This window comes from Prosthecobacter gellanilyticus, from assembly GCF_007992435.1.
In the GTDB taxonomy this organism is placed as follows: domain Bacteria; phylum Verrucomicrobiota; class Verrucomicrobiia; order Verrucomicrobiales; family Verrucomicrobiaceae; genus Prosthecobacter; species Prosthecobacter gellanilyticus.
The window spans coordinates 33788-57281 of the sequence record NZ_BKAG01000037.1; the positions used below are offsets into that span (position 1 = coordinate 33788).

17 protein-coding genes are annotated in these 23494 nt (G+C 61.5%); 6 read left to right on the forward strand and 11 right to left on the reverse strand.

Annotation, left to right across the window (positions count from 1 at the left end):
- Positions 1-349 precede the first annotated feature (349 nt).
- The 3 genes from BGE01nite_RS20615 to BGE01nite_RS20625 are packed head-to-tail and all read right to left on the reverse strand — an operon-like array spanning position 350 to position 6316.
- Positions 350-2338: a hypothetical protein gene (locus BGE01nite_RS20615; RefSeq protein ID WP_146853195.1), complete on the reverse strand. Its 1989-nt coding sequence runs from the start codon at positions 2336-2338 to the stop codon at positions 350-352.
- Positions 2339-2386: 48 nt separating this feature from the next.
- A complete protein-coding gene (locus BGE01nite_RS20620) occupies positions 2387-5233 on the reverse strand; it encodes an immunoglobulin domain-containing protein (protein WP_146853197.1) in 2847 nt (948 codons plus the stop codon).
- A gap of 42 nt (positions 5234-5275) precedes the next feature.
- Positions 5276-6316: a hypothetical protein gene (locus tag BGE01nite_RS20625; RefSeq protein ID WP_146853199.1), complete on the reverse strand. Its 1041-nt coding sequence runs from the start codon at positions 6314-6316 to the stop codon at positions 5276-5278.
- A 278-nt stretch (positions 6317-6594) separates the two neighbouring features.
- Here BGE01nite_RS20625 and BGE01nite_RS20630 point away from each other — a divergent pair, with 278 nt between their 5' ends.
- Positions 6595-7065 (forward strand): DUF6428 family protein, encoded by a 471-nt coding sequence (locus tag BGE01nite_RS20630; RefSeq protein ID WP_146853201.1) that lies wholly within the window; start codon positions 6595-6597, stop codon positions 7063-7065.
- Positions 7066-7213: 148 nt separating this feature from the next.
- On the opposite strand, the gene BGE01nite_RS20635 is transcribed toward BGE01nite_RS20630, so the two are convergent.
- From BGE01nite_RS20635 to BGE01nite_RS20655, 5 genes are all read right to left on the reverse strand, one after another.
- Positions 7214-9199: an alkaline phosphatase gene (locus BGE01nite_RS20635; protein WP_146853203.1), complete on the reverse strand. Its 1986-nt coding sequence runs from the start codon at positions 9197-9199 to the stop codon at positions 7214-7216.
- Complete coding sequence (locus BGE01nite_RS20640; protein WP_218033053.1) at positions 9196-9843, reverse strand: hypothetical protein; 648 nt, start codon at positions 9841-9843, stop codon at positions 9196-9198. Before BGE01nite_RS20640 ends, BGE01nite_RS20635 begins: the two co-directional genes overlap by 4 nt.
- Before the next feature lie 413 nt (positions 9844-10256).
- On the reverse strand, positions 10257-11225 hold the full coding sequence (bamD, locus tag BGE01nite_RS20645) for an outer membrane protein assembly factor BamD (RefSeq protein WP_146853206.1): 969 nt from the start codon (positions 11223-11225) through the stop codon (positions 10257-10259).
- 7 nt (positions 11226-11232) lie between these two features.
- Positions 11233-11712, reverse strand: a complete 480-nt coding sequence (locus tag BGE01nite_RS20650) for a hypothetical protein (protein ID WP_146853208.1) — start codon at positions 11710-11712, stop codon at positions 11233-11235.
- Between the two features lie 44 nt (positions 11713-11756).
- Entirely contained in the window at positions 11757-12431 is a 675-nt protein-coding gene (locus tag BGE01nite_RS20655; RefSeq protein ID WP_146853210.1) for an outer membrane protein, read from the reverse strand.
- A 132-nt stretch (positions 12432-12563) separates the two neighbouring features.
- Between BGE01nite_RS20655 and BGE01nite_RS20660 the strand changes: the two genes are divergently transcribed.
- The gene (locus BGE01nite_RS20660; protein WP_146853212.1) at positions 12564-14240 is read left to right on the forward strand and encodes a tetratricopeptide repeat protein; all 1677 of its coding nucleotides are present in this window, start codon (positions 12564-12566) and stop codon (positions 14238-14240) included.
- A 150-nt stretch (positions 14241-14390) separates the two neighbouring features.
- Positions 14391-15188, forward strand: coding sequence for a transglutaminase-like domain-containing protein (locus BGE01nite_RS20665; RefSeq protein ID WP_146853214.1), 798 nt, complete (start codon positions 14391-14393; stop codon positions 15186-15188).
- Here BGE01nite_RS20665 and BGE01nite_RS20670 read toward each other — a convergent pair.
- The 3 genes from BGE01nite_RS20670 to BGE01nite_RS20680 all read right to left on the reverse strand — a co-directional run bounded on the left by BGE01nite_RS20670 (position 15179) and on the right by BGE01nite_RS20680 (position 19488).
- Positions 15179-16288, reverse strand: coding sequence for a zinc-binding metallopeptidase family protein (locus tag BGE01nite_RS20670; protein WP_146853216.1), 1110 nt, complete (start codon positions 16286-16288; stop codon positions 15179-15181). The two genes, BGE01nite_RS20665 and BGE01nite_RS20670, sit on opposite strands and share 10 nt — an antisense overlap.
- Before the next feature lie 73 nt (positions 16289-16361).
- Positions 16362-18050, reverse strand: coding sequence for an SGNH/GDSL hydrolase family protein (locus BGE01nite_RS20675; RefSeq protein ID WP_146853218.1), 1689 nt, complete (start codon positions 18048-18050; stop codon positions 16362-16364).
- Between the two features lie 100 nt (positions 18051-18150).
- Positions 18151-19488: a hypothetical protein gene (locus BGE01nite_RS20680; RefSeq protein ID WP_146853220.1), complete on the reverse strand. Its 1338-nt coding sequence runs from the start codon at positions 19486-19488 to the stop codon at positions 18151-18153.
- Between the two features lie 377 nt (positions 19489-19865).
- On the opposite strand from BGE01nite_RS20680, the gene BGE01nite_RS20685 reads away from it, so the two are divergent.
- The 3 genes from BGE01nite_RS20685 to BGE01nite_RS20695 all read left to right on the forward strand — a co-directional run bounded on the left by BGE01nite_RS20685 (position 19866) and on the right by BGE01nite_RS20695 (position 23479).
- Positions 19866-21281 (forward strand): tubulin beta chain, encoded by a 1416-nt coding sequence (locus BGE01nite_RS20685; protein ID WP_146853222.1) that lies wholly within the window; start codon positions 19866-19868, stop codon positions 21279-21281.
- 54 nt (positions 21282-21335) lie between these two features.
- Positions 21336-22616: a tubulin beta chain gene (locus tag BGE01nite_RS20690; RefSeq protein WP_146853224.1), complete on the forward strand. Its 1281-nt coding sequence runs from the start codon at positions 21336-21338 to the stop codon at positions 22614-22616.
- A 95-nt stretch (positions 22617-22711) separates the two neighbouring features.
- Positions 22712-23479, forward strand: coding sequence for a tetratricopeptide repeat protein (locus BGE01nite_RS20695; RefSeq protein WP_146853226.1), 768 nt, complete (start codon positions 22712-22714; stop codon positions 23477-23479).
- The last annotated feature ends 15 nt before the right edge of the window (positions 23480-23494 follow it).

Genomic DNA, 23494 nt, shown 5'->3' on the forward strand with positions numbered 1-23494 from the left:
GCTCTGAATAGCTGCCGTCACATTTGTCACGTCCCAATGGCTTTCCCGTGACAAGTCTGTCACGGGTTGGGGTGTGGGCTGTGGAAGTCCTGAAGCGTTGTGGAATGCGGAGTGAAGCGTGAAAGGCGAGACATCGCTGTGCGCGCAGAGGATATCTTCGAAAGGGGAGGAGTCGCGTGCGTTCGATAGCGGTGTCGACGATGCACGGTGGCCCGTGCATCTCTGCCACCGCAGTCCGGGACGCTCCGCGATGCTCCAAGGTCCTGCGGCCATATCCATCAACGAAAAGGGGCGGCCTTTGCAGGCCGCCCCTCGTGGGAGTCGAATGAGACTTTGTGAACTAATTCGATTACTGCGGGATCACGCGGTAGTGCACGGGGGAACCGGTGTAGTTGTAGCCGCTGTCAGTGACGGTGATGGCCAGGTTGCCAGCATCACTGTCAGCGAGGCGCTTCACCGGAGCATCCGCGGTGGCCACACCATCCTGCACGAAGCCGACGGGCACCCAATGGGCGCCACCGTCCACGGAACGCTCGACCACGTACACCACAGCGTCACCAGCCACGCCGCCTGCAGCGGTGGCTGCGAAGCTGACGGTAGGGTTGTTGCCGTTGATGGCGAGGGTGAGCTTCGGACGGGCGATGTTCGTGGTCGGCATCAGGCCGACTTCGTGGGTCCAGGTCCAGCCGAAGAGGTAGTTGTTGTCACGCATGGCACCGGTCCACTGGGTAGGAGTGAAGAAGTCCGGGGAGGTGACGCTGCTCGGGATGGTGGCGAAGGTGAGGTCGCGTGCATCATTGGTCGCAGCGGTGTTCACCGTGGCGCGTGGGTCCAGGCCACCAAAGGTGGTGTGACCCTTTGCACGGACGTTGCTGGCAGCGGCCAGCGTGGCCAGGTTTTCAGCACCGTTCACCGTGGCACCTGCGGTGGTCACGTTGAAGTAGAGGCTGTCACGCAGGTCAGAGATGGTGGGGTTGGAGGCAGCGCCTGCATCACCGGGGGACCAGAGTGTGTCGTGAACGTCTTCAATGACGCCACGCAGGAACTGGGCGGCATCACCCACCTTGCAGTTGAACGCATCGTCAGAAGCGACGACGCCGGCACCGACGGCGCCTTTGTTTCCAAGCAGGGTGAAGTTGTAGGCGTTGGACAGCGTGTTAGGCGTGACACCGGCCATGTTGGGCTCGGAACCATCCCACTCGACGAGCTTGTCAGACACCGTGGCGGTCACACCGGAGGTCAGACGACCGATGGCGGTGGTGGTCAGGTAGCCTGGACGGCCGACCGTGTCATAGTTCTCGTTGTCGTTGATGGCGAAGATGTGCTGAAGGTTGCCAGAGTAACCCTGGTCACCGTCGATGGCGTCATCACCGCAGAACATGCCGAAGAGGTACTTGCAGTCCACAAAGCCGCCGAACCATTCGAAGTTGTCATCCACGTTCTGCGCCACTTCCATCCACTCAAAGGTGGTGCCACGGCCGACGCCGCAGAGGGTGACACCGTTGATCTCATTGTTCGCGGAGACGTTGAAGCCGCCGTAACGCACGGACCAGAAGCGGTAGATGCCGCTGTCATCGTTTTCACTCACACCACCGTAAGCGCCAGGGATGAAGCTGGTGCTTGCAGGAAGAGTGCCGACACCATTCCCCGTGCCCGTAGGACCATCCGGATCATAGGCGGTAGCCAGCGTCACGCTGGTGATGGAGTAACCTTCCGGCACGGCGATTCCGGTGCCATTGCCCTGGGCGGCGTTCACGCCAGTGCCGCTGCCGCTGCCCGTGGGCTCGCTCAGCGTGTCACCGCTGAAGACGCCGTTGCTGTAGCGCAGATCACCAGCGCCATCACCATCATAGCCGATCGGGGTGCGACCGCAGATGACGAGACCACCGGTGAGCTTCGTGTGGAAGAAGGCATTGTTCGCCGTCGGACCGTTGGGGTCGAAGTTCAGCGGAGTGACCGTGTTTGAAAGCACGGCCACGGGGCGTGTCTTCGGGCCGCCAGGGACGAGGGTATCGTCAATGGAGGTCATGACGATGGGGAGATCAGGCGTGGCGTTGCCGATGATCTTGGCGCCGCGTGAGCAGGTCAGCGTGCCAGGATTGTTCGTGCCACCGGTCAGGGAGTCAGCGGCACCACGGATGAGGGTGCCGGGCTCGATGGTCAGCTTGGCCGGAGGCAGCACGAAAATGATCTTGGTCAGAACATAGACGTTGTCAGCGGACCAGCGGGTGTCTTCCGTGATGTTGGTCGTGATCTCGACAATGTCGGCACGAGCCGCGGAGGTGCCGAGAAAAGCGGCGCCCGCCAGCAGGAGGAGCTTGGAAAAGATGGGTTTCATAAATAGTTCGTTCTTAAAATGTGTCTGTGATGGAAGAGCGGGCTGCGATCACGGGAGAACGGGTTCCTCCTCAGGTGCTTCAAAGAACACGGCGCCGGACTGCTGAGTGGCGGGTGTGCCTGCCTGGTCGAGCAGGAAGTAACCAAGGCCCTGCTGCACGCCGTCGATCGGGACGATCAGGCCGTTGAAGGTGGTCTTCTTTTTCGCCACGGCTTCGAAGCTGCCGGTGAAGAGGCCGCTCGCCGGAGTGACGGTGAGGGCGGTCTTGGCAGCGACAGGAGCGAGGCTGAGCTTGTTGTTCGCCTGCAGGGTGACCGTGGTGTTCGGATTCTGCGGAGCGGTGCCGATGTTCGCGTCTTCGAAGTCCAGATTGACCACGGTGTTTTCAGCCAGGCCGAGCACGATCTTCGAGGTCGGGGCGGTGAAGGCACCACCGGCGATCAGCAGATCGAAGTCGAAGCCACTGCGATACAGTTTGTTAGCGGCAGCGGCGTTCGCCGGGCAGCTCCAGGAGGCGTCGCCGGCGATCTGGTTGTTCTTCGGATCCGTGTCGTCCACTTGTTCGGTGCTCATGTCATTGATGACGAGATCACCCAGGAAGGAGCCCTTGTTGCCGTACAGGGTCTGGAAGAGGAAGACCTCACCATTCGGACCCACGAAGGTGGAGCCGGTCACACCGTTGCCATCCGCGAACTTGCCGGCGAAGGTAAGCTTGCCATCAGCCTTCACGGGGAAGCTGGCGTAACCAAAACCCTGGGGAACCAGCGGGTTGCTGGCGTTCACGTCGTCTTCATCAAGGCCGAGGGCGATGTTGTAGGTCGCGACGTATCTGGCTGCGGTGGCTTCGACTGGCTTGGCCAGCCATTTGTTTCTCCAGCCTTTGAAGAACACGTGCTGGGTGCCGTCGGTGATGTCACCATCGGTCAGCAGATCATTGCCAAGGTCGAAGGTGATGGTCAGCGGAGCCTGGCTGATGAGGCGCTTGACGGTGACGGTCGCGGTTGTTTCATTGCTGTCTGGAGCAACGGTCACAGCGCCGACGAGCGGCCAGGTGGCGGTGCCAAGGACGAGCTTGCCGGAGATGGCACCAGTGGTGGCGACGATGATGTTGTCGAGCTTGCCGCCGAGATCAGCGCCAAGGACGTTGATGCGCTCCACAGGACCCACGTAGGTGCCGGCGATGTTCTCAGGCAGGTCAGTCACCACGAGAGTGGCCGTGACGCTGCGGTTACCCTGGGGCACAGGGCTGTTCAGCTTCAGGACGATCTTGTTGTAGGTGCCGGACTTGGTGGGCTTGCCGGAGATGAGGCCGGTGGCCTTGTTGATCACGAGGCCTGGAGGAAGGCCGGTGGCGTCAAAGGTCGCTGGAGCCTTGTTGGCCGCGGTGTCCACGGGGATCTGATAGGTGTAGACGCGACCCACTTTGGCGGTGCCCATGTTCGGAGTGTTGGGAACCTCGAAGGTGAACTCAGGAGCGGTGTCGAAGACGCGCAGGATGGTGGAGGCACCGATGACTGCCGCGGCACCCACAGGAGTGACCCGGCAGGTGTAGAGGGAGGCAGTGGCGGAAGCGGTCAGCGGAGTGATCTTCAGCGTCTTGGTGGTAGCACCAGCGACGGGTTCGCCGTCCTTGAGCCACTGAAGAGCGGCCTTGCTGGTGGCAGCGACGCCGGTCTCAGAGTAGGCCAGGGTCAGAGTCACCGAGGCGGTGGCACTGGCGCGGGCATTGACGACGGCCGGAGGCACGTTGTCTTGAACAATCGTTAGTTGGGCCGTGTTGCTCAGCACCTTGTTGGTCTTGCCAGCGACGACGTTGCTGACTTCGCAGCGATAGGCGGCAGAATCAGCCAGGGCGACACCGTAGAGGGTCAGGCTGGGCTGTGTGGCGCCAGGAACCGGAGCGGCGCCTTTGAGCCACTTGTAGCTCAGAGTGCCGGCGCCCTTGGCCACGACGGAGAAGGTGGCATTGCCACCCGCGTTGACAGCCAGCGGGATCGGCTGTGTTTCCACGGTCGGGATCTGGGTGATCACGTCCAGGGACACGTTGTTGGAGGTGGCATTGCCAGCACCGTTGGTCACGACGACGCGGTAGTCACCGTCATCGGTGAGCTGGGGGTTGGCGATGGTGAGGGTGGCACCGGTGCCGATCGGAGTCGCGCTGCCCACCTTGAACCATTCCTGGGTGAAGGGAGGTGTGCCTGCGGCCTGGAAGCTGAAGGTCACGCTGGTGCCGACGAGAACGGTCTCAGCCGAAGGTGTGCGCGAGGCCACCACGGCGGAAGGGATTTCCGTGGCGCCGCCCATGGAGTGGGAAGGTCCGCCAGCGCCGATGTTCACACCGCCGCCGAGCTGGCCGAGGTGTGCGGTGAGACCGGCGGTGCCGCTGTCTGTGGAAACGGTGACGTCCGTGGCCAGAGGCAGATCTCTGTCAGGCCAGGTCTGGTTGCTGGAGAAGATGGCCTGCTGGGTCGCTGCGGAGGGATTGATGTTGTTCAGGATCCAGATGTAGATCTTCTCACCGGCGAGATCGCCAGCGACATCAGTGGTGCTGCTGGCGCTGCTGTCATACTGCACGCCTTCATAAGCGCCGCTGGTGGTGATGGCCTGCTCGATGTCGAAGAAGCCGTTGCTCGAGAGGGCGCTGATCGGGCCGGAGACGGAGTAGACCTGGGTGAAGGCTGCATCCAGAGCGGGGAAGTTTTCCGCGTTGGCAGCGAAGTCAAAGCCCGCCGGGAAGGTGCCGAAGCGGATGGTGCCCTGGGCCACAGCGGTGGCGCCGCCCTGGGCGGTGATGCCGCTGCCCAGATTGGAAGCGTAAAGCGTCACGGGGTCAGCCGCGCGCGTGGTGCCCAGACCGGCGATGACGGCGAGGGCGGAGATGAAAGTTTTCTTCATGGAATTCAGAGGGAAAAGCTGGGGTTCGAAATATCGTGTCGGTTAGTCCTCAAAAGGCTCGGGGAGGGCGAAGGCGGTGCTGCCAGCCTGCTCCTTGAAGAGGATGGATTTGCCCGGGCTGAGGAGGGTGCCGCCCTTGTTGGTGACGTTGTCACCGAGTTCACGCCAGCCGCTGCCGCCGAGGCCGCCGGTCTTGTACCAGTAAGCGGTGATCACCCCGGCATCTTCCAGGTAGAGCAGGTCAGCTGCGGCGGCGGAGGTGCCGCCAGCCACGTGGCTGCGGAGACCGCTGGCCTCCAGCGTGGTGGCCACGGAGAAGGGATTGTTGATGAGGCGGTAGCCGGAGCTGATGGCCCAGGTTTCACGGGCAGGCATGGTGGCACCGGCGACGCGGACGGACGTGTCATTGCCATCGGCCTGACGGACGACGAGCAGCGCGCTGCGCGGTGGGATGACCGTGCCGGCCTGATCCGCGCCCGCCGGGGCGCTGACCAGACGCCAGCCGTTGGCCGTCGTGCTGTAGAAGTAGCCAGTGAAGTTACCGTCAGCGTTCAGGTACACGATGTCCGCAGTGGCGGCATCGGTGCTGCCTTTGAGGCCAGCGGTGTTTGCAGCGCCGAAGAGAGAGCCGAGCGTCTGCAGCTTGTACACCACGAAGCGGTCATCAGGATTCGGAGCCGTGCTGAGAGCGGCGGTGATTTCCTGGCCGACCTGGGCGGTGATGCGGGCGGTGAGGCCGTAAGCATTCAGGCTGGTGCCTGCAGGAGCATTCGTGCCGGCGCCACGCTGGTCCACACGAGTGGTGATCTTCAGCGCATGCGGCGTGGCGATCACGTTTGGCATCGCTGCCGGAGAAGAGGTCACCTCATAGACCGTGCCGTTGACGGAGTCGATCTCGCCGGCTGCCACGATGTCGGCAAAAGGAATGGCGAGGAGGGTTGGCTTGCCCTTGGGCAGGCTCACCGTCATCGTGCCAGTGGTGCGGCTCACGGGCATCATGTTGTCCTGCGCGCGAAGAGACGCGCCGGAAGCGAGGGCCAGCATGGTCAGCCATGCGAGCGTGGATTTAGGGTGTGGTATCATGGATGGTCGTTGGGGAATTCTTCGGGAGCGCACCTTGTCCGGTGCATCAGTGCCGCTTTTCCACTCACCAGGACCGTTTTCCAAAGTCTCCACGGAAACACTTTCGTAACCGAGCCACGCCTCTGGTTAGGACCTCCCTGGGAAGGCCTGAATCATGGCGACATTTTTGTCACAAAGGGCATGCTCCGAAATAAGTAGGCGGCCTGCAAAAGCATGGCGCTAAGTGACAAATCAGTGAATTGAGCGGGCGAATTCCTGCGTTTCAGAATGTGCTCTCCATGACCCTTCGCGAATTCAAGACTCTTCTGCGTCACAATGACGGCAAAGCTTTTCAGCTTCGCCTGCCTGGTGGTGACGAGGTGCCTGCGTCTTTTCACATCACGGAAGTGGGTCGTGTGACGAAGACGTTTCTCGACTGTGGAGGTGAGCTTCGCCAGACGGACACGTGTCAGATCCAGGCCTGGGTGGGTGACGATGAGGACCATCGCCTCGCCGCCAGCAAGCTGCTCAGCATCTTCCGCAAAGCCGCCTTCCTGCTGCCGGACGAAGGCGTGCCGCTGGAGATCGAATATCAGGATGAGGTGATTTCGCAGTATCCCATCGCCAACGCTGAGATCACGAAAGATGCCGTGATCCTGAATCTGACCACGAAGCAGACAGACTGCCTCGCGAAAGAAGCCTGTGGTCTGCCAGCGGATCGTGGTCGTGCACGCGCGGAGCTTTCGTGCTGCGGCACGGGCTGCTGCTGAGGCGGAGCGCCAAGAGCATAGGGTGAAGCGCAGAGAGTATGAACATCGAACTCTGAATCTCATGCTTTCTGCTCTGTGCCCGTACATGAAAAAAACCCGGCAGGATCACTCCTGCCGGGCTTCGCAATCAGAACAACAATACCAGGGATTACTGGGCGCCGACGAGGGCGGCCTGCATGACGTGGAAGAACACGTCGGTGTTTTCCATCACGCCATGGAACAGGCTGGCACCACGACCGGCGGCAGACAGAGGGATGTCTGAGGCGGTGTGCACGGCGGTGGAAGCACCAGCGCCGGAAGCCTGACCCGGGATGAAGAAGTCACCGGCGGTGTCACGAGCGGCGCCGGAAACGTTCGGCGTGGCGTTGGTGAGCCAGTCTTCATAACGATCACCACTGCCAGCGTAGCCGATGAGCATCTTGTAGTTCACATCCAGGGTCTGCGGATAGCCGTCCGCATTGATCTGATACTGCGGGAAGCTGGCGGCTTCGTAGGTGCCGACCACGCCGGTACGTAGCTTGGTCTGGCCATCGGTGGAGGCACCCGTGGCACCATTGATCACACCCTGGGTGGCGTCATTGCCGAGCGCGGTGGAGCGCGTGACGAGCTCAGCATTGGTGACAATGCTGGAACCGATGATGTTGATGCCGGCGCACTCATGGTCAGCGGTGACGATGACGAGTGTGTCTGGGTTCGTCTGGGCGAAGGCAAGGCACTTGGCGATGGCGCGGTCGAACTCGATGGCTTCAAGAATCCAGCGTTCGGTGTCCATGTTGTGCGCCTGCTTGTCGATGGAGGCGCCTTCGATCATGAGCACGAAGCCCTGGGCGTTCTTGCTGAGCACCTGGAGGGCCTTGTCTGTCATCTCGTCCAGCATCGGCTGGTCGGGGAAGGTGGCCACGGTGCCCACTGAAGCGCCGCCACGGCGTTCGGCGATCTTGTCCATGGACACGTCCATGTTACCGTTGTTGAAGAGACCGAGCAGCTTGGTGGTGTTCGCAGGGATCGCGGCGAGGCTGGTGGCATCTGGCGTGTAGGCGAAACCGGCGGTCTGGAAGTCCGCGATGAGGTCGCGGTTTGGATCCACGGCGCCAGCGGCAACGTTCCAGCCGGCGACGATGTCAGCAGGAAGCACATAGTCAGCACCGCTGGCAGTGGTGCTGTTCACGCGGCCGGAACCGCCGGTGGTGGAAGGCAGGAACCATTTGCGGCCGCCGCCCATGAGCACGCGCAGGTTGGACTTCACTGCGGCTTCATCCAGGAACATATCGCAGATGCCGGTGCCTGCACCACGGTCCTGGGCATGCACGCCGAAGGAGGCCGGAGTGGCGTCTTCCACATCAGCGGTGGTGACGATGCCGAGTGCCTTGCCCTGTTTGCGGGCCAGATAGGTGCCCATGTGCTCCACGCGCGGGTTGTCCCACTTGTTGTCAGAGAGCGTGGCGGTCGTGTCATCCGGGAAGACACCTTCCTGGTTGTTGTTGCTCTTGTTGCCGGTGGAGTAGCAGGCAGCGCCAGGAGCGGAGTCCGTGACGATGGAGTTCAGGGAGCTGGTCATGAGCAGCGCCGTGTAAGGCATGCGGTCCATGGCGAGAGGCTCGATGGCCTTGCCCTGGGACACGCCCTTGGCGACGATGCGGGCAGCGGTGCGATGGGCGATGCCCATGCCGTCACCGATGAGGTAGATGATGTTCTTCGCCTTGCGCACGCCATTGAGACGAGTGCGGGAAAGGGCGACGATTTCGAAATTGCCCTGGGCCGAGGCGGTGGTGCCGCCGGACTGTGTGGCCTCGACGGTGAGAGTCTTCACGCCAGCGGAAGGGGTGGAGTAAGCGCGCAGTGCCACGCTGAACTTGTCACTGCCGATGTTCGTCACGGTCACGGTGCCTGGCACCACGACGTTGTTCACCTTGAAGACAGCGCCGGTGATGGTCTGGCCGGCATCTGCCTGGATGGTGGCCTGCAGGTCAAAACGCTGGTCAGGCAGGAAGCGGGAGATGTAAGGCGGCGTGGGGTCCGCGCTGGTGAAGAGGGCGCTGGGAGGATTGAGACGCGTCACGGCCGGCGCGGCGGAGGCGCTGCCTGCCAGGGAGGCTGCTGCCATGGAGATGGCGAGGAGGAGGCTGGGTTTCATCGGAGTGTGGATGGAGCAGTGTTTGTTAGGTTGTTTGTCGGGGGAGTGTCGCCCTGGGAGGAGCGAAAGACGGTGCGCACGCCGGAGGCCATGCGGTCACGCTGCAGCGCGATGGGGCGGCGCAGCTCAATGGGTTCCTGGGTTTTGCTGTCCGCCACGTGCTCGGCGATCAGGCGCACGTGGGAGAGACGTCCGTCGATCTCCTGGCGCGAGCCGAGCTCCAGCCTGCCATAGACCGTGATGCGCTGTGGCCGCCAGGATGGTGTGCGACCCGCGATCTCCGGCATCAGCACATGCACCAGCGAGGTGGGAAGACTTTCCGCGAGGATGTACTCGGCCTGGTTATGCACGGCAGGCACACCCGCGAAAAGAAACACACCGGCATCCTCATGGAAGTGCCGCACCATGAAGCCGTCCATGCGCACTTTCTGGTCGTTGAGGCTTTGTGTCCCGGATGTGAACTCAAGTCCCTTCGGGCCTGCGGGGAGTTGATAGAGTTCGTCAAAGGGCAGCAGTGCGTATTCGTCTGCCAAGTCACGCAAGGATGGAGCCGGTGCTGGTGTGGGTGACGGAGCTGTGACGGCCTGTGGCGCCGGGCGCTCCACGGATGTCACCGAGTCCACCGGACGTGACAGAACCATCATGGCAACACTTCCGATGGCACAGAGTGATAGCAGGATGGGCAGGCTGTTCTTGGACGTCATGGAGGACCATGCAACCACCTGCGCCATCTCCTGCCAATCATACCACGGTTACGTTTTTGGCAGTGTCAGAAACGTCACGGCGGTGTGTGATGTGTCATCGAGCCTAACGAACAGTGTGTAAAAAATATGTCAGGATTTCAGTGGTGTCATGAAGCCTCGGAGAGGCGAGAGCGGGCAAGAAGGCCCCGCATCCAATTTGCGAATGCGAAGGTGTCGCGTGGGAGTCGATGCACTCTTTCGTCTCTTCCGAGACTCTGACACGATGATGGTGTTGTCCATCGAGTGACCCACGGCTGAAGCCGGCGGGCTATTTCCTTTCGCCTCTCCGAGGCTTTAGAAGACGCCTCACCACTTCATCGCGTGGGTCCCACGACATCGTCTTTGGGTTCGGCAGAAGCGCCTTCCACCTTGCCGCGGAGGTCTTCATCGGCGACGACGATCTCGGGGAATTTTTCGCCGATCTGCTGGTAGTAGATAGCGGCGGCCTTGGCATTGCCGCGGCCCTCGTAATAACGGGCGAGGCTCAGCAGCTCGCGGCGCTCCGCGACACGCACATCGACGAGGCAGGCGCGGGCTTGCGCACCCTTGTCGCTCTCGGGATAGCGGGCGATGAACCAGGCAAGTGAAACCGCGGCTGCCTCACGCTGATGCGGGCTGTCACCGCGCATAAGCTTCCAGTCCTTGTAGGCGATGTAGGCGCACTGATAGGAGGCATCGTCCGCGAGCTCGTGCTTCGGAAAGTTCTCCGCGAAGTCCTCATGCATCTCACGGGCTTCACGTTTCTGTCCTGCCTGCTCGAGGGCCATGGCGAGATAGTAGTGCGCCTGGATGCCGATCTCGCTCTGCGGTCCGTTCTTGATGATCACGCGAAACATCTCGATGATGATTTCTGGATCCACCTTTTGAGAGGGGCGTTGAGCCTCGAGCGTGCGGCGTGTCGCCTCCTTGCCACGGCCTAACAAACGAAGCGCCACGCGCATCTGCGCGGCATGGGCTTTTTCAAAGTGGCCGGGCTGCTCGGTGGCGAGACGGTTCAGGGCTTCGAAGGCAGGCAGGTCATCACCAAGATGTTCGTGGATGCGGTAAGCCTCCCAGAGGGCCTGCGCGCAGGTCTCGCTGCGGCGATACTTGGTGGCGATGGTGTTGAAGCGCTCCAGCGCCTCCTCGGGCTCGCCATCGGCGATGAGCTTCACGCCGCGCTGATACAGGCGCACGGCATTTTCATCCTCCACGGCGCAGATGGCGCCTGCCATGAGCAGGAAACAAAGCAGCCCCAGAAGTCCGGGGCTGCGAAGTGAATGGCTGGAGAAGCTCAGGCGCATGAAGGAATCACGGAGTGGTCACAGGCTCGAGCAGCGGCAGGGCACCTGCGGCGCTGACAGCACTGGCGGCCGCGGCGGTGCGGGCCGCAGTCGGGCGATAGAGGCGGGTGATCTCATCACCGGACTTGCGACCATGCGTCACGCGACCGAGCACCACATAAGCATGCTGGCTCTTCGTCGGGTTCTTCACGCTGGCTTCAGCGCCTGGGTAGAGGTTTTCGATGACGCCGCTGTTAGGGCCTTCAGCATCGGTGTGAGGCACATCCGGCTCATCGGCGATGGTGTAGTCAAAGCTGACGATCTGGTTGCCGACGTTGCGGAACTTCACGGTGTAGTCGAGCGTCTCTTCATCCACCATGTCACTCACCAGCTGGAAGGCGACGGGGGTGTTGGGGAAGACCACACGCTGGGTGGTGACGGTCTTGCACGAGGCCAGCGCGAGGGAGACGGCGGCGAGGGTGAGGAGACGGGAGATGACGGGACGCATGGTCAGGTTTTGGGGAAGGAAAGAGAGAGCGCGCGAGCGTGGAATTAGTAGCGGTAGCGGAAGCCGACCAGGTAGCCGTCAGTGCTGAAGCCGCGCAGGTCTTCGAGGTCGCCGATGCCGAGATCGCGATACTCAGCGAAGATGGAGTACTGGTCTTTCCAGGTCCATTCGAGGCCGGCGTACCAGTTCCAGGAGTTCACGAACTCGTCGATGCTGAAGGGGCTTTGAGCGGGGTTGGTGCTCGTGGCATTGCGATACCAAACCTGGCCACCCCCGAGACCACCACCCACATAGGGACGGAAGCCCGCGGCGAACTTGCCGATGCGTGCACGGTAGCGGTAAAGGTCCAGGCCGATGGTGCCGTTCAGGTTGAAGAAGAGCGAGTTCATGTCCGCCTCGACGGTGTCACCGGTGAGCGTGGTGGACATGAAGGTGCCCTCCACATCCAGGGAAGTCATGATGGGCAGTTTCTGCCACTTCCAGGACTTGCCGACTTCGATGCTGAAGATGGCGGCCCCGCCTTCGTCCTTCAGGTTGCCGCCGGAACGCAGCGTGCCGCTCTGGCCCATGGTCTCACCCATGGAGACACCCACGTAGGGGCCGTATTTGCGCTTGGCTGCCTGACCTTCAGCGGCAGCGCCGAGCGATTTCAGTTCCAGGTCGGCAGCGGACAGGGCCGTGGCCGAAAGAAGAAGCGTGGTGAGTAGAAGCTGGCGCATGGGAGGTGACAATCGGAGCGCCCTTTAGCCTGCGGGCTGCTTCACGGAAATCCCTGCGATGTGAAGAATTCGTCACACGGAAGCCACCGCGTTTTGTCACATGTCAGACACATTGGGAGGCGTAGCCTCTACATGAGAACTCTCTGCCTGCTGTCCCTCCTTTTGCCTGCGTTTCTCTGCGCTCAGGTGCCCCTGCCGAAGCCTGATCTCTCCAAGGCTCCGCCGGTGATTTCTGTGGAGCCTGACCTGCCTGAGGGCGCCGCAGGTTTCCCGGTGGACGTGAACAATTATGAGAACCCGCTGCTGCTCTTCCAAGGTGCAAAGCAGGAGATCCCGATGGCGGATGAACCGAGTCCCGATCTGCTGCCACCGATCGCCCCCTATCTGCCAGGTGAGAAGGTGCCTGAGGGTACGCCGGACAAGCCGCTGACACCGGATGAACTGCGTCTGCGCAGCCTCGGCATCAAGATCGTGAGCTCGGTGGTGGGATTGCGCGTATGGGATTCGTTTGGCACGCAGCTCGCGAGCGGCGTGGGCTGCTATGTCTCGGCGGATGGGGTGATCCTCACGGACTCGGGTTTGCTGCATCCGGAGATCGCGGAGAAGATCGACTACATCACGGTGACTGGCGCGGATGGCACGAACACCAAGGTCAGTGGTTTCTACGTGGCGGATCTGACCAGCGGCATCGCGCTGCTCCAGGGCGAGGACACGGATACCACGCCGCTGGAGCTCAAGGCTGACACGGACTTCCGCCAGGAGCAGGCGAGTCATGTGCTGGCCATGTCTGAGAAGCGCGGTCTCGTACTGGCCGATGCCACGGTGCAGATGGACGGCGCTCTGACGGGTCTGGGCTGGCTGAATGTGCGCGGCAAGGACTCGCCCGGCGGTGTGGGATCACCGGTGGTGAATGACGCGGGGCAGATGATCGGCATCGTGGCCATGCAGGTGCCGCTGAAGAGCTGGATGAACTTCGCGCTGCCCTGTGATGCGGCCGCCTTTGAGTTGCGCAAAGGCCGCGCGCCTTTGAAGCCGCTGACCAGCCTGCCGAAGTCACCGAAGCTGCGTGACGTGGCGAATGATCCGGAGTTTGTGCGCGCCTTTGAGACACTGCAGAAGCGCCGGGTGGAGTCGGCGATGCGGCAGTTCGTGACGCTGGCGCGGAAGTATCCACGCAGCGCGGAGTGCTGGGCCTTGCTCGGTCTCAGTGCTTCTTATCTGGGTGCCGCACCGGAAGCGCTGAACTGCCAGCGCAAGGCAGTGGCGCTGGATCCCAAGGCGGGTCTTTACTGGCATCAGCTGGCCTTTGCGAAACTGCGTGAAAAGGCTGGCATGGCAGATGACACCACGGAAGACAAGGAGGCGCTCGAACTCGCCACGGAGCAGCGCCCGAATGATGCGCTAGCCTGGCTGCTGCTGGCCAGCCGCCGTGTGCGTGATGGTGATCTGGGCAGCGCGGATGATGCGCTGAAGCGCGTCATGCTGCTCGCGCCGAACTATGCGCAGGCGCACTATCTCAGCGCCTATGTCAAAGGCCGCCAGAAGGATTATGAAGGCGCGCAGACCGCCATCACGCAGAGCCTGAAGCTCAACCCCGGCTACTCCGAAGCTTGGTATTATCAGGGCCTGCTACTCGACAAGAATGGTGACCCAAATGAGGCTGCGAAGGCTTATCGCAACACCGTGCGCCTGCGCCCCACACATCCGAATGCGTGGAAGAACCTCGCGTATGCCCTGAAGAAAGGCGGCAAGACCAGCGAGGCACGCGAAGCTTTTGAAGAGCACACGAAGCGCAGTGCGAAGAAGTGAGAGTCTGGTGGTCTGCATGCGACCACGAGAGTGACCTCACGCGATCAGGCATCAACTCCGACAATCCGATTCAGGTTGCTCTTCCACGGTGAACGACGAGGGGGCTGACGGCTTGGCTGGCTTTCTGCTCATCTCATCTTTCCAAACTTCATGATTCTCGACGCCACATGTCAGCTTGACTACCAGACGACGGAGGTGGTGCCAGCCATCTTCATGCTGCGTCCCCGCAGCGGCTGGGCCCAGTGGATCATGCGCGAGGAGTTCTACATCCAGCCCCAGGTGCCGGTGGTCGAGTTCACGGATGTCTATGGCAATCTCTGCCAGCGGGTCGTCATCATGCCGGGAGATTTTCATGTCTCCGTGAAGTATCGCGTGCAGGTCTCAGACACCGTCGATGCAGATCCCTGTGCGCAACTGACATATGTGCAGAACATGCCGCCGGACGTCCTGCATTACCTGCTGCCCAGCCGCTACTGCCAGTCCGATCAGTTGTCCTCGCTCGCAGAATCCATTGTCGGGCATCTGCCGGAAACCTTTGAGCGAGTCGCCGCCATCCGCACCTGGGTTCATCAAAACATCGCGTATGTGTCAGGCAGCAGCGACAGCTCCACGTCTGCTCTCGATACTGCTGACAGCTTGCAAGGGGTCTGCCGTGATTTTGCGCATCTCGGCATCGCGCTGTGTCGTGCCATCAATGTACCTGCGCGCATGGTGGTGGGCTTTTTGTATCAGCTGCATCCCATGGACCTGCATGCCTGGTTCGAGGCCTTCATCGGCGGACGCTGGTTCACCTTTGATGCGACGGAGCCGACGACCCGCGGCAATCGCATTGTTGTGGCTTATGGTCGTGATGCGGCCGATGTGGCGCTGGCGACGATGTTTGGCTCATTCACCATGCAGAACATGTACGTCACCGTCACGGCACCGCCGATCGTGACTCATGGCTGAGGTACAGGTGCTGGCGGCGGCAGCGGCGGCTCGGCGGGCTTCGCCGCAGGCGTCTTCCAAACCTGCGCAAAATAATGGGCGAGCCGCAGCTTCTGAGCGACACGCACAGAGATGACAAACGGATACACCGCAGGTTCACCCAGGCTCAGCGAGACTTCATTCAGCACCGTGGACATGCACATCCAGCGCTGCAGCCACGCGAGAAACTCCCCATCCGCGAGGCCATTCTGCGGCAGCATGGAGGGCAGCGTCCCGGCCTCGCCCGGCAGCATGACCAGCGGAAGCGCGAGATGCTTCACCTGGATGCCCAGGTTTTCGCAGGTGCCCAGGCCGTCCACAATCTGCAGGTAGTGCGCCCAGGTCTCCGCCCAGTCTTCCCAAGGGTGAGAGGCCGCGTAAGACGAGATGTACTGCAGCTCCCAGCCCGGCACGATGCCGCGCTGGTAATGGCCGCTCAGGGCGGCGGCATAGTCCATCCACTCGTTGCCAAAGCGTTCTCGGAAGGCAAGTCGTAGCGGGTCATCCCACATGAGATTCGAAAGACAACGCTGCCAGAAGTAGTGGCCGCTCTCATGTCGGAAATGCCCGAGCAGCGTGCGGCTGTTTTCGCCTAGCTGCTGGCGGTTGATCTGCCGGTAGGTGTCGTCCGCCTCCTCCAGATTCACGGTGATCACGCCATTCAGATGTCCGGTGGTGACGGTGGGATTGGCGACGGTGCTGATGATGTCAAACGCCAGGCCTGTCTGCGCATTCTGAGCCTTGGCCTGCAGGGGGATGCCCAGTTGCATCAGCGTGTAGATCAGCCGCCGCTTGGCGATCTCCATGCGTCCCCACAGCATCAGATTCCGTCCTGTGCTCAGATCCGGAATGGTGCGGTTCATGGTGCAGGCCGGGCAGAGGGATTCCTTTGCCTCCGCGGGCAGCGCCCAATTGCACACGCCATGCTTCACCCCGTTCGCGCAGCGCTTCATTTTCTTTTCCGGCAGCAGCCGGACCATCAGGTTCTTCGCCGGGTCATAGGCCACAGCATTCCCGCACCCCAGACATTTGGAGCTGTTGAAAAAGAGCACGTTGCCGCACTCACAGGTGAATCGTTGCATGGAGCACCTTTCCCATCGCCGCGTTTTGGCGTGGTGTCATGCGCGGGTTGATCAGGATTCTCCCTGACAACCGTCACTTCGCGTTCCTGGCGATGAACTCGATGATGGGGGTGGAGTCATCGAGGCCATGCGGGTGGTGGCCGATGCCAGGTTTGCGGATGAGGGTGATGGAGCCGCCGAGGGCTTTGTAGCGGGTTTCGATGAGGCCGGTGTTTTCTTCCCAGGGGACGACGATGTCGGCATCGCCGAAGACGTGGAGTAGCGGCACTTTTTGTTCGGCCAGAGGGGCGAGGCTGTCGACGGGATTGCCTTTGTAGGCGAGGGCCTCGGCGTCATCTTTGAAGCCCCAGAGCTTCAGCACGAAGCCCCAGTTCTTCGGGTCGTTCTTGCCTTGGCCCTTGCCGCCGGGCCAGCTCTTGAAGTCGCAGACTGGAGCATCCGCATAGATGCAGGAGACCTTTTCAGGATTGGCGATGGCCCAGTTGTAGCAATAGAGGCCGCCGCGGCTGAGACCGACGAGGCAGGGCTTCCTGCTCAAGCCATGCCTGGTGGTGAGCTCCTCATAGCATTGATTCCACAGAGCCACGGCAGGCGGGCTGCCGAGCATGTCATTGATCTGCATGTAGGCGATGTGGAAGCCTTTGCCGAGCAGGGCGATGTCCGGCGCGGGCTTGTGGCCGAAGAACTCGCCATGCCAGACCCATGGCTTGCCGGGAGCGGCGGCCTTGGGAACGACGAGGGTCACCGGTTTGCCGGCGACGATGAGATCGCGCTTCTCATAGCCATTCCACAAGCTTTTTTGGTTAGGCGAGGCGGCGGCCGAGCCAGGCTTGCCTTTGGCGAGCTGGCGCGCCTCGGCATCAAAGACGACGGCTTTGCTCTCGGCCTCGGGAAGGGGCAGGCCAGGAGCATTGCCGGGGCGCTTGTGGCCCACATGACTGAGCCAGGCGGGACGCAGCAGGCCCTGCTTCTTTTTGATGGCCGTCAGGATGGCATCTCCATTCACGTGATCAGGTTTGCCATCGGCGGTGACTTTGAGGTCCCAGGCATCGAGCACGGCGCGAGCCATGATGAGATGACCTTCAGGGCCGGGATGGATGCCGTCTTTGGAATAGGTGAACTGCGGGTCGGCTCTGCGCTTCTCCGCAAGGGCGGCGTTGAAAGGGCCGTGGATGTCCAGCACTTCCCAGCCTTCTTTTTTCATGCTGAGCAGCCAGTCGCTGTAAGCATCGAGCACCTGGTTGTAGCCTTCAAAGGGTGTCGGGTATTTATCGAGGCCGGCAGGCAGGGTCCTGGCCTTGATGGGCACGGGGTCAAAGACAGGCGGTGTGAGATGAATGATGCGCGCACCCGTGGCGACGACCTTGTCATGCAGCTTCTTCATGCCGTCCTGATAGGCTTTCAGGCGCTCCGGGCTGAGCGGGTAGTAGATGCCGTCATTCATGCCGTAGCAGGCAAAGACGAGATTGGGCTTCGCCTTCTCCAAAACGCGGTCAAGGCGCTCGTGCAGATCAGGGCGCGGAAACTTGCCACCGGCGTGACCATCCTCGCTCAAGCCGCTGACGGTCTCGCTGCTGAGACCCAGGGGGATGATCTCTTTGCTGGAATCTGGATGCTGCGCGATGAGCGCTGCCTCGATGATCTCGACGTAGACACCGCCCTGGGTGATGCTATCGCCAAGGAAGACAATGCGCTTTTCCGGGGGAAGGGCGGCCTGAAGCGTGAGGGTGAGGAAACAGAGAGCGAGAGTGAGGAGACGCATGGAGGGTCCATGCATACGCGAGAAGCGAAGTCGATCACTCACGCACTCTTGTTCGCTCACTGCCAGAAGCCCCGGCTGCAGCGCTTGCGCGAAAAACCGATCAGCTGCTGAGCTTGGATTCCGTTCCGGCCGCGGATGAAGTCACGTCGATGAACCACTGGCGGGCGGCTTTGAAACCACGGACGAGGGCGCTGTCGAGAGTCTCCGTGCAGCGGAGGCGGGTGGCGATGCTGAGCTCCACACCACGGTAGCGGGGGAGGAGGAGGCAGAGGCGGCGGACCTTGGAATCCGGGGTGTGGCGCTGGCCGAGGCTGGGGTAGAGGAGGCCTTTGCACATGACGAGGCCGTCCACGGGGAGGGCGATCTTTTTCACGGGCAGGATCAGCCAGGGGCGGCGGACGAACCAGACCTGCCCGGAGGTGGCATCGATCTCGAGACGACCGCGGCTGCGGGCGGGGATGCCCTGGAGCGGACGGGCGAGGAAGGCACGGAGGCCCTGCTCGCGGACATCGCCGGACTCGGTGTTCTTGCCGAACAAGAGGTCTGTCACCATGACACTGCCGAACACGAGCAGGCGGAAAGACCAGCGGGCGAGGAGCAGGCTGACGAGGGCGATGATGCCGCAGACGACCATGGCCGGGACCGGACTGACCGTGTGGATCATGGCGGCGCAGCCGGTGAGAAGGGCCAGGACGGAGAGCTTCATCAGCTTCAGGCCACTATCCACAAGGCTGAAGGGGGACAGGGCGATGAGCACATGGATGGCGTGGGAGGTGAGCCAGATCACACCGAAGAGGGCCAGCGAGAGGGGCACCGTGACCCAGGGGGACTGCAGCGAGGCATGGATCACATTTGCCAGTGGAGCCACGGCGAGGCCGGAGCCGGTGAGCACGGCATTCGCCTGATCAGGCTGGATACGCTCATAATCGGACATGGCGAGGGCGACGAGGGGCACAAACGCGGCGCTGGCGACGAGGGCGCTGGCCTTGTTCTCAAAGAGCTCAATCCAGTCCAGCGGCTTCTTCAGGATGCCGGGCACGGCGGCGCCGAAGAGATCCTTGAAAAGGCAGATGCCGATGAGTGTCAGACCCGTGCCCCAGGCCCAGGGCTGGCAGTACCAGGGCAGGGAAGCACGGGCTGAGGCCTCGGTGTGCCAGTATTTCCAGGCACCGACGGCGCTGATGCCGAGCATGGGGCTGATGGCCACGCCGGTGATCTCGGAGACGCCCTCCGCCAGACCGATGCCGGGCAGCACGGCGGAGTTCTCCTTGAAGCCGGAAAGCAAATGGGAGCCAATGGTGGAGGCTTTTTCCTCCAGGCTGGCGGCGAGGCGGTCGGTCTCGGCCGAGGCGGGTGTCTCAGCCGCGAAGGTGGAGGCTGAGGCGAAGAGCCATCCGAAGACGGTGACGACGCAAGCGAGGGAGCGGAGTGTGTGCATGGTCAGCGGATTTTTTTGAAAAAACGGGCAACGAGTCTGAGACGCCGTCAGCGGCGAGATTCGGCATAAAATCGGTCCTGCCACTTACAATTTTGCACTGAGTCTGGAGTCAGGAGGCACCTGGCCAACGCGCACAAGCGATGGTCACAGGGTACGCGAAGTGTGCGGGGAGAGCAATTTTGATTGATCCCGCCTCGGCAAAACGGCTACATTTCGAATCGTCATAAAACTCAAGAGCGAGCAGGTTTAAATGGGCGGAAACCTCCCGGTTTCGCACTTTTGAGGGCGGCTGCCTGACATATTTTTTCCAATTCGGGAACAATTCTTGCGATTTTTCTCACTGACAATAAAACAACTCCGACAACTGAAAACACCGGATGAAGGTCAATAACACTATCGTCATTTCCATCGGCCAGGCAGGCAATCAGATCGCCTCATCTTTTTGGAAAACTCTCTGCCAGGAACATGGCATTGACCCTCTTTCTGGCTCCGTCGCACCAGGCACCAGCCCGCGTGGAAACTGGAGTTCCTTCTTTTCCCAGCTCGGTGAATCGGGGTCAGGCAGCTTTGTCCCGCGCGCAGTGATGGTGGACCTGGAGCCGAGCGTGATCGAGCACGTGAAGTCCACCTCTGGTTCGCTTTTCAATCCTGCCAACCTCATCAGCCGTCAGGAAGGTGCCGGTGGCAACTTCGCTGTGGGTTATTCCGGTGCAGGCCGCGAGGTGCTGCCGGAAGTGATGAGCCGCGTGACCTTTGAGATCGACAAGTGCGACAACGTGGGCGGAATCATCGTCATCCATTCCACCGGTGGTGGTACGGGCTCGGGCTTCGGCTCGCTGCTGATCGAGTCCATCAAGGAGAAGTATCCGGAAGCGCCCGTGCTGAGCTGCGCGGTGCTGCCTTCCCCGCAGGTCTCCAGTGTGGTCACGGAGCCTTACAACACGGTCTTTGCCCTCAACTGCCTGCGCCGCACGGCGGATGCGTGTTTGATCTTCGACAACGAAGCGCTCTTCGAGCTGGCTCACCGCAAATGGAACATCGAGAGCCCGACGGTGGATGATCTGAACCTGCTCATCACCGAGGCGCTGGCCGGCATCACAGCTTCCATGCGTTTCAGCGGCTTCCTCACCGTGGAAATCAGCCTGCGCGAGCTGCTGACGAACCTGGTGCCGCAGCCTTCGCTGCACTTCCTCATGTGCGCCTTCGCGCCGCTGACGCCGCCTGATCGCAGCAAGTTTGAGGAGATGGGTGTTGAGGACATGATCAAGTCTCTGTTCGACAACGGCAGCGTCTTCGCCGCCTGCTCGCCGATGGAAGGCCGCTTCCTCTCCACGGCGGTGCTTTACCGCGGCATCATGGAGGACAAGCCGCTGGCAGATGCCTCCCTGGCGGCGATGCGCGAGAAGCTGCCACTGACTTACTGGATCCCGACTGCCTTCAAAATTGGTTATGTGGAGCAGTCCGGCATTTCCCACCGCAAGAGCATGGTGCTGCTGGCGAACAACACGGAGATCGCTCGTGTGCTGGACCGGATCTGCCACAACTTCGACAAGCTCTGGCAGCGCAAGGCTTTTGCGAACTGGTATCTCAACGAAGGCATGAACGAGGAGCAGATCATCGCCCTCCGCGCCTCCTCCCAGGAACTGATCCAGAGCTACCAGGTGGCCGAGGAGAGCGGAGCCAAGGCGAAGAGCCAGGACGAAAGCGTGACCGCCTCACGTGCCTATGCCGGTGGCGAGGATCCCCGCCGCACCTCGTCTGTCAGCCTGCGTGACCTCGTGGACCGCCGCTGATCCAGCCCCGCCCCCGAGCGCTTCTTTTTACCTAACTTCAAGCACGACAACACAGTGAGAGAGATCCTGAGCATTCACATCGGCCAGTGCGGCAACCAAATCGCGGACCGTTTCTGGCGGTTGATTTTGCGTGAGCATGGCCTCACCGACCAAGGCACGCCAAAAGACGGCGCCAGCGTGGCGAACAATGCCAACATGGAGGTCTTCTTTCACAAGATCCGTGACGGCAAATACGTCCCGCGTGCGGTGCTCGTGGATCTCGAGCCGGGCGTGATCGCCCGAATCGAAAGCGGTGAGATGTCCCAGCTCTTTGATGAGAGCAGCATCGTGCGCAAGATCCCGGGCGCCGCGAACAACTGGGCGCGCGGCTACAATGTCGAGGGCGAGCGTGTCATCGACCAGGTGATGAACGTCATCGACAACGCGGTGGAGAAGACCAAGGGCCTGCAGGGCTTCCTGATCACGCATTCCATCGGTGGTGGTTCCGGCTCCGGTCTCGGCTCGCTGATCCTGGAGCGTCTGCGCCAGGCTTATCCGAAGAAGAAGATCTTCACGTTCTCCGTGGCTCCTTCGCCGCTGATCTCGGACTCCGCGGTGGAGCCTTACAATGCGATCCTCACGCTGCAGCGCATCCTCGATCATGCGGACGGTGCGGTGATTCTGGACAACGAGGCGCTCTTCCGCATCGCGAAGGCGAAGCTGCACCGCGCGCCTAACTACATGGATCTCAACCACATCGTGGCTTTGATCATGAGCTCGGTGACGGCATCCCTGCGTTTTCCAGGCCGCCTGAACACGGACCTGAATGAGTTTGTGACGAACCTGGTGCCCTTTCCGGGCAATCATTTCTTCACCGCCAGCTTCGCGCCGATGCGCGCAGCCGGCCAGGAAGGCCAGGTGCGCAGCAATTTCCCGGATCTCGCCCGCGAGACTTTTTCCCAGGATAACTTCACTGCGGCCATCGACTGGCAGCAGGGGGTGTACCTTGCCGCGAGCGCGCTCTTCCGAGGTGACATCAAGCAGAAGGACGTGGATGAGAACATGGCCTCCATCCGCAAGGGCCTGAGCTTCGCCAGCTACATGCCTTCCGCCGGCGGTCTGAAGCTCGGCGTGGCTGAAACTGCTCCGGAGGGCTTTGCCTCCAGCGGTCTCGCGCTGGTGAACCACACGGGCATCGCAGCCGTGTTTGAGCGCCTGGTGAGCCAGTTTGACATCATGTTCGACAACCACGCCTACACCCACTGGTATGAGGCCGCAGGCGTCTCACGTGACATGATGGCGTCCGCGCGTGATTCGATCGCCAATCTGGCGAAGTCTTACCGCGACGCTTCGTGATTCATGATTCTTGATTCCTGAGTCAGGATTCAACAACTCGTCTGCCTTCACCGTTTGAATCAGGAGTCAGGAATGTAAAATCAGGAATATTAGTGATGGACCCCAACCTCGAGCGTCAGCTTCTGTCGGCCTCCCGCAGTGTCGAGGAGGTCCGTCGGCTCGCGTATCGTGATCCGGCACGGATCGGCCAGCTCGTGGAGCAGATCAGTGTGCTGGCGGATCTGCGGCAGAAGGAGGGGGACTTTCGCAAGGCGGAGTCGCTCTATCGTGAAGCGCTTTATCGTGCCCAGGAACTGAAGAAGCCGGATCCGGATCTGCTTTGCGGCATTCACAGCCTGCTGGCGCATCTCTATGATCGCTGGGGTCAAATGGACAAGGCAGCGGAGTACTATGGCAAGGCGCTGAAGATTGCCGATGACGCTCATCTGGAGAACAATGACAAGGTGGCGACGATCAAGAACAACCTCGCCATGATCTTCAAGCAACTGCGGGACTACCCGAAGGCCGAGCAGTACTATCAGGAAGCGCTGGAGACCTTCCGCACCACCGATGGTGGGGAGAGCCCGCGAGTGGCCAGCGTGCTGAACAACCTGGGCGTGCTCTACTATTCCAACATGGATGTGGAGCGCGCGCAGCAGATGCATGAGCATGCGCTGGGCATCCGCCAAAGTCTCGCAAACGATCAACTCGATCCCACCGATCTCTCGCAGACTTACATCAATCTCGGCGCGGTGTACAAAGCCACGGGTGACTTCCAAAAGGCCGAAGCCTGCGTGGACCGCGCGAAGCGCATCCGCGCGGGACTGAACGGCTTCCATCCGAATCCGAGACGGGCTGCTTCGCTGCTCATCGACAAGACTTGATGAGCCCGGGGGTTT

Coding starts and splice junctions, on each gene's coding strand:
- BGE01nite_RS20615 (WP_146853195.1), bottom strand. CDS start 2,338: ATGAAACCCATCTTTTCCAAGCTCCTCCTGCTGGCGGGCGCCGCTTTT.
- BGE01nite_RS20620 (WP_146853197.1), bottom strand. CDS start 5,233: ATGAAGAAAACTTTCATCTCCGCCCTCGCCGTCATCGCCGGTCTGGGC.
- BGE01nite_RS20625 (WP_146853199.1), bottom strand. CDS start 6,316: ATGATACCACACCCTAAATCCACGCTCGCATGGCTGACCATGCTGGCC.
- BGE01nite_RS20630 (WP_146853201.1), top strand. CDS start 6,595: ATGACCCTTCGCGAATTCAAGACTCTTCTGCGTCACAATGACGGCAAA.
- BGE01nite_RS20635 (WP_146853203.1), bottom strand. CDS start 9,199: ATGAAACCCAGCCTCCTCCTCGCCATCTCCATGGCAGCAGCCTCCCTG.
- BGE01nite_RS20640 (WP_218033053.1), bottom strand. CDS start 9,843: ATGATGGTTCTGTCACGTCCGGTGGACTCGGTGACATCCGTGGAGCGC.
- bamD (WP_146853206.1), bottom strand. CDS start 11,225: ATGCGCCTGAGCTTCTCCAGCCATTCACTTCGCAGCCCCGGACTTCTG.
- BGE01nite_RS20650 (WP_146853208.1), bottom strand. CDS start 11,712: ATGCGTCCCGTCATCTCCCGTCTCCTCACCCTCGCCGCCGTCTCCCTC.
- BGE01nite_RS20655 (WP_146853210.1), bottom strand. CDS start 12,431: ATGCGCCAGCTTCTACTCACCACGCTTCTTCTTTCGGCCACGGCCCTG.
- BGE01nite_RS20660 (WP_146853212.1), top strand. CDS start 12,564: ATGAGAACTCTCTGCCTGCTGTCCCTCCTTTTGCCTGCGTTTCTCTGC.
- BGE01nite_RS20665 (WP_146853214.1), top strand. CDS start 14,391: ATGATTCTCGACGCCACATGTCAGCTTGACTACCAGACGACGGAGGTG.
- BGE01nite_RS20670 (WP_146853216.1), bottom strand. CDS start 16,288: ATGCAACGATTCACCTGTGAGTGCGGCAACGTGCTCTTTTTCAACAGC.
- BGE01nite_RS20675 (WP_146853218.1), bottom strand. CDS start 18,050: ATGCGTCTCCTCACTCTCGCTCTCTGTTTCCTCACCCTCACGCTTCAG.
- BGE01nite_RS20680 (WP_146853220.1), bottom strand. CDS start 19,488: ATGCACACACTCCGCTCCCTCGCTTGCGTCGTCACCGTCTTCGGATGG.
- BGE01nite_RS20685 (WP_146853222.1), top strand. CDS start 19,866: ATGAAGGTCAATAACACTATCGTCATTTCCATCGGCCAGGCAGGCAAT.
- BGE01nite_RS20695 (WP_146853226.1), top strand. CDS start 22,712: ATGGACCCCAACCTCGAGCGTCAGCTTCTGTCGGCCTCCCGCAGTGTC.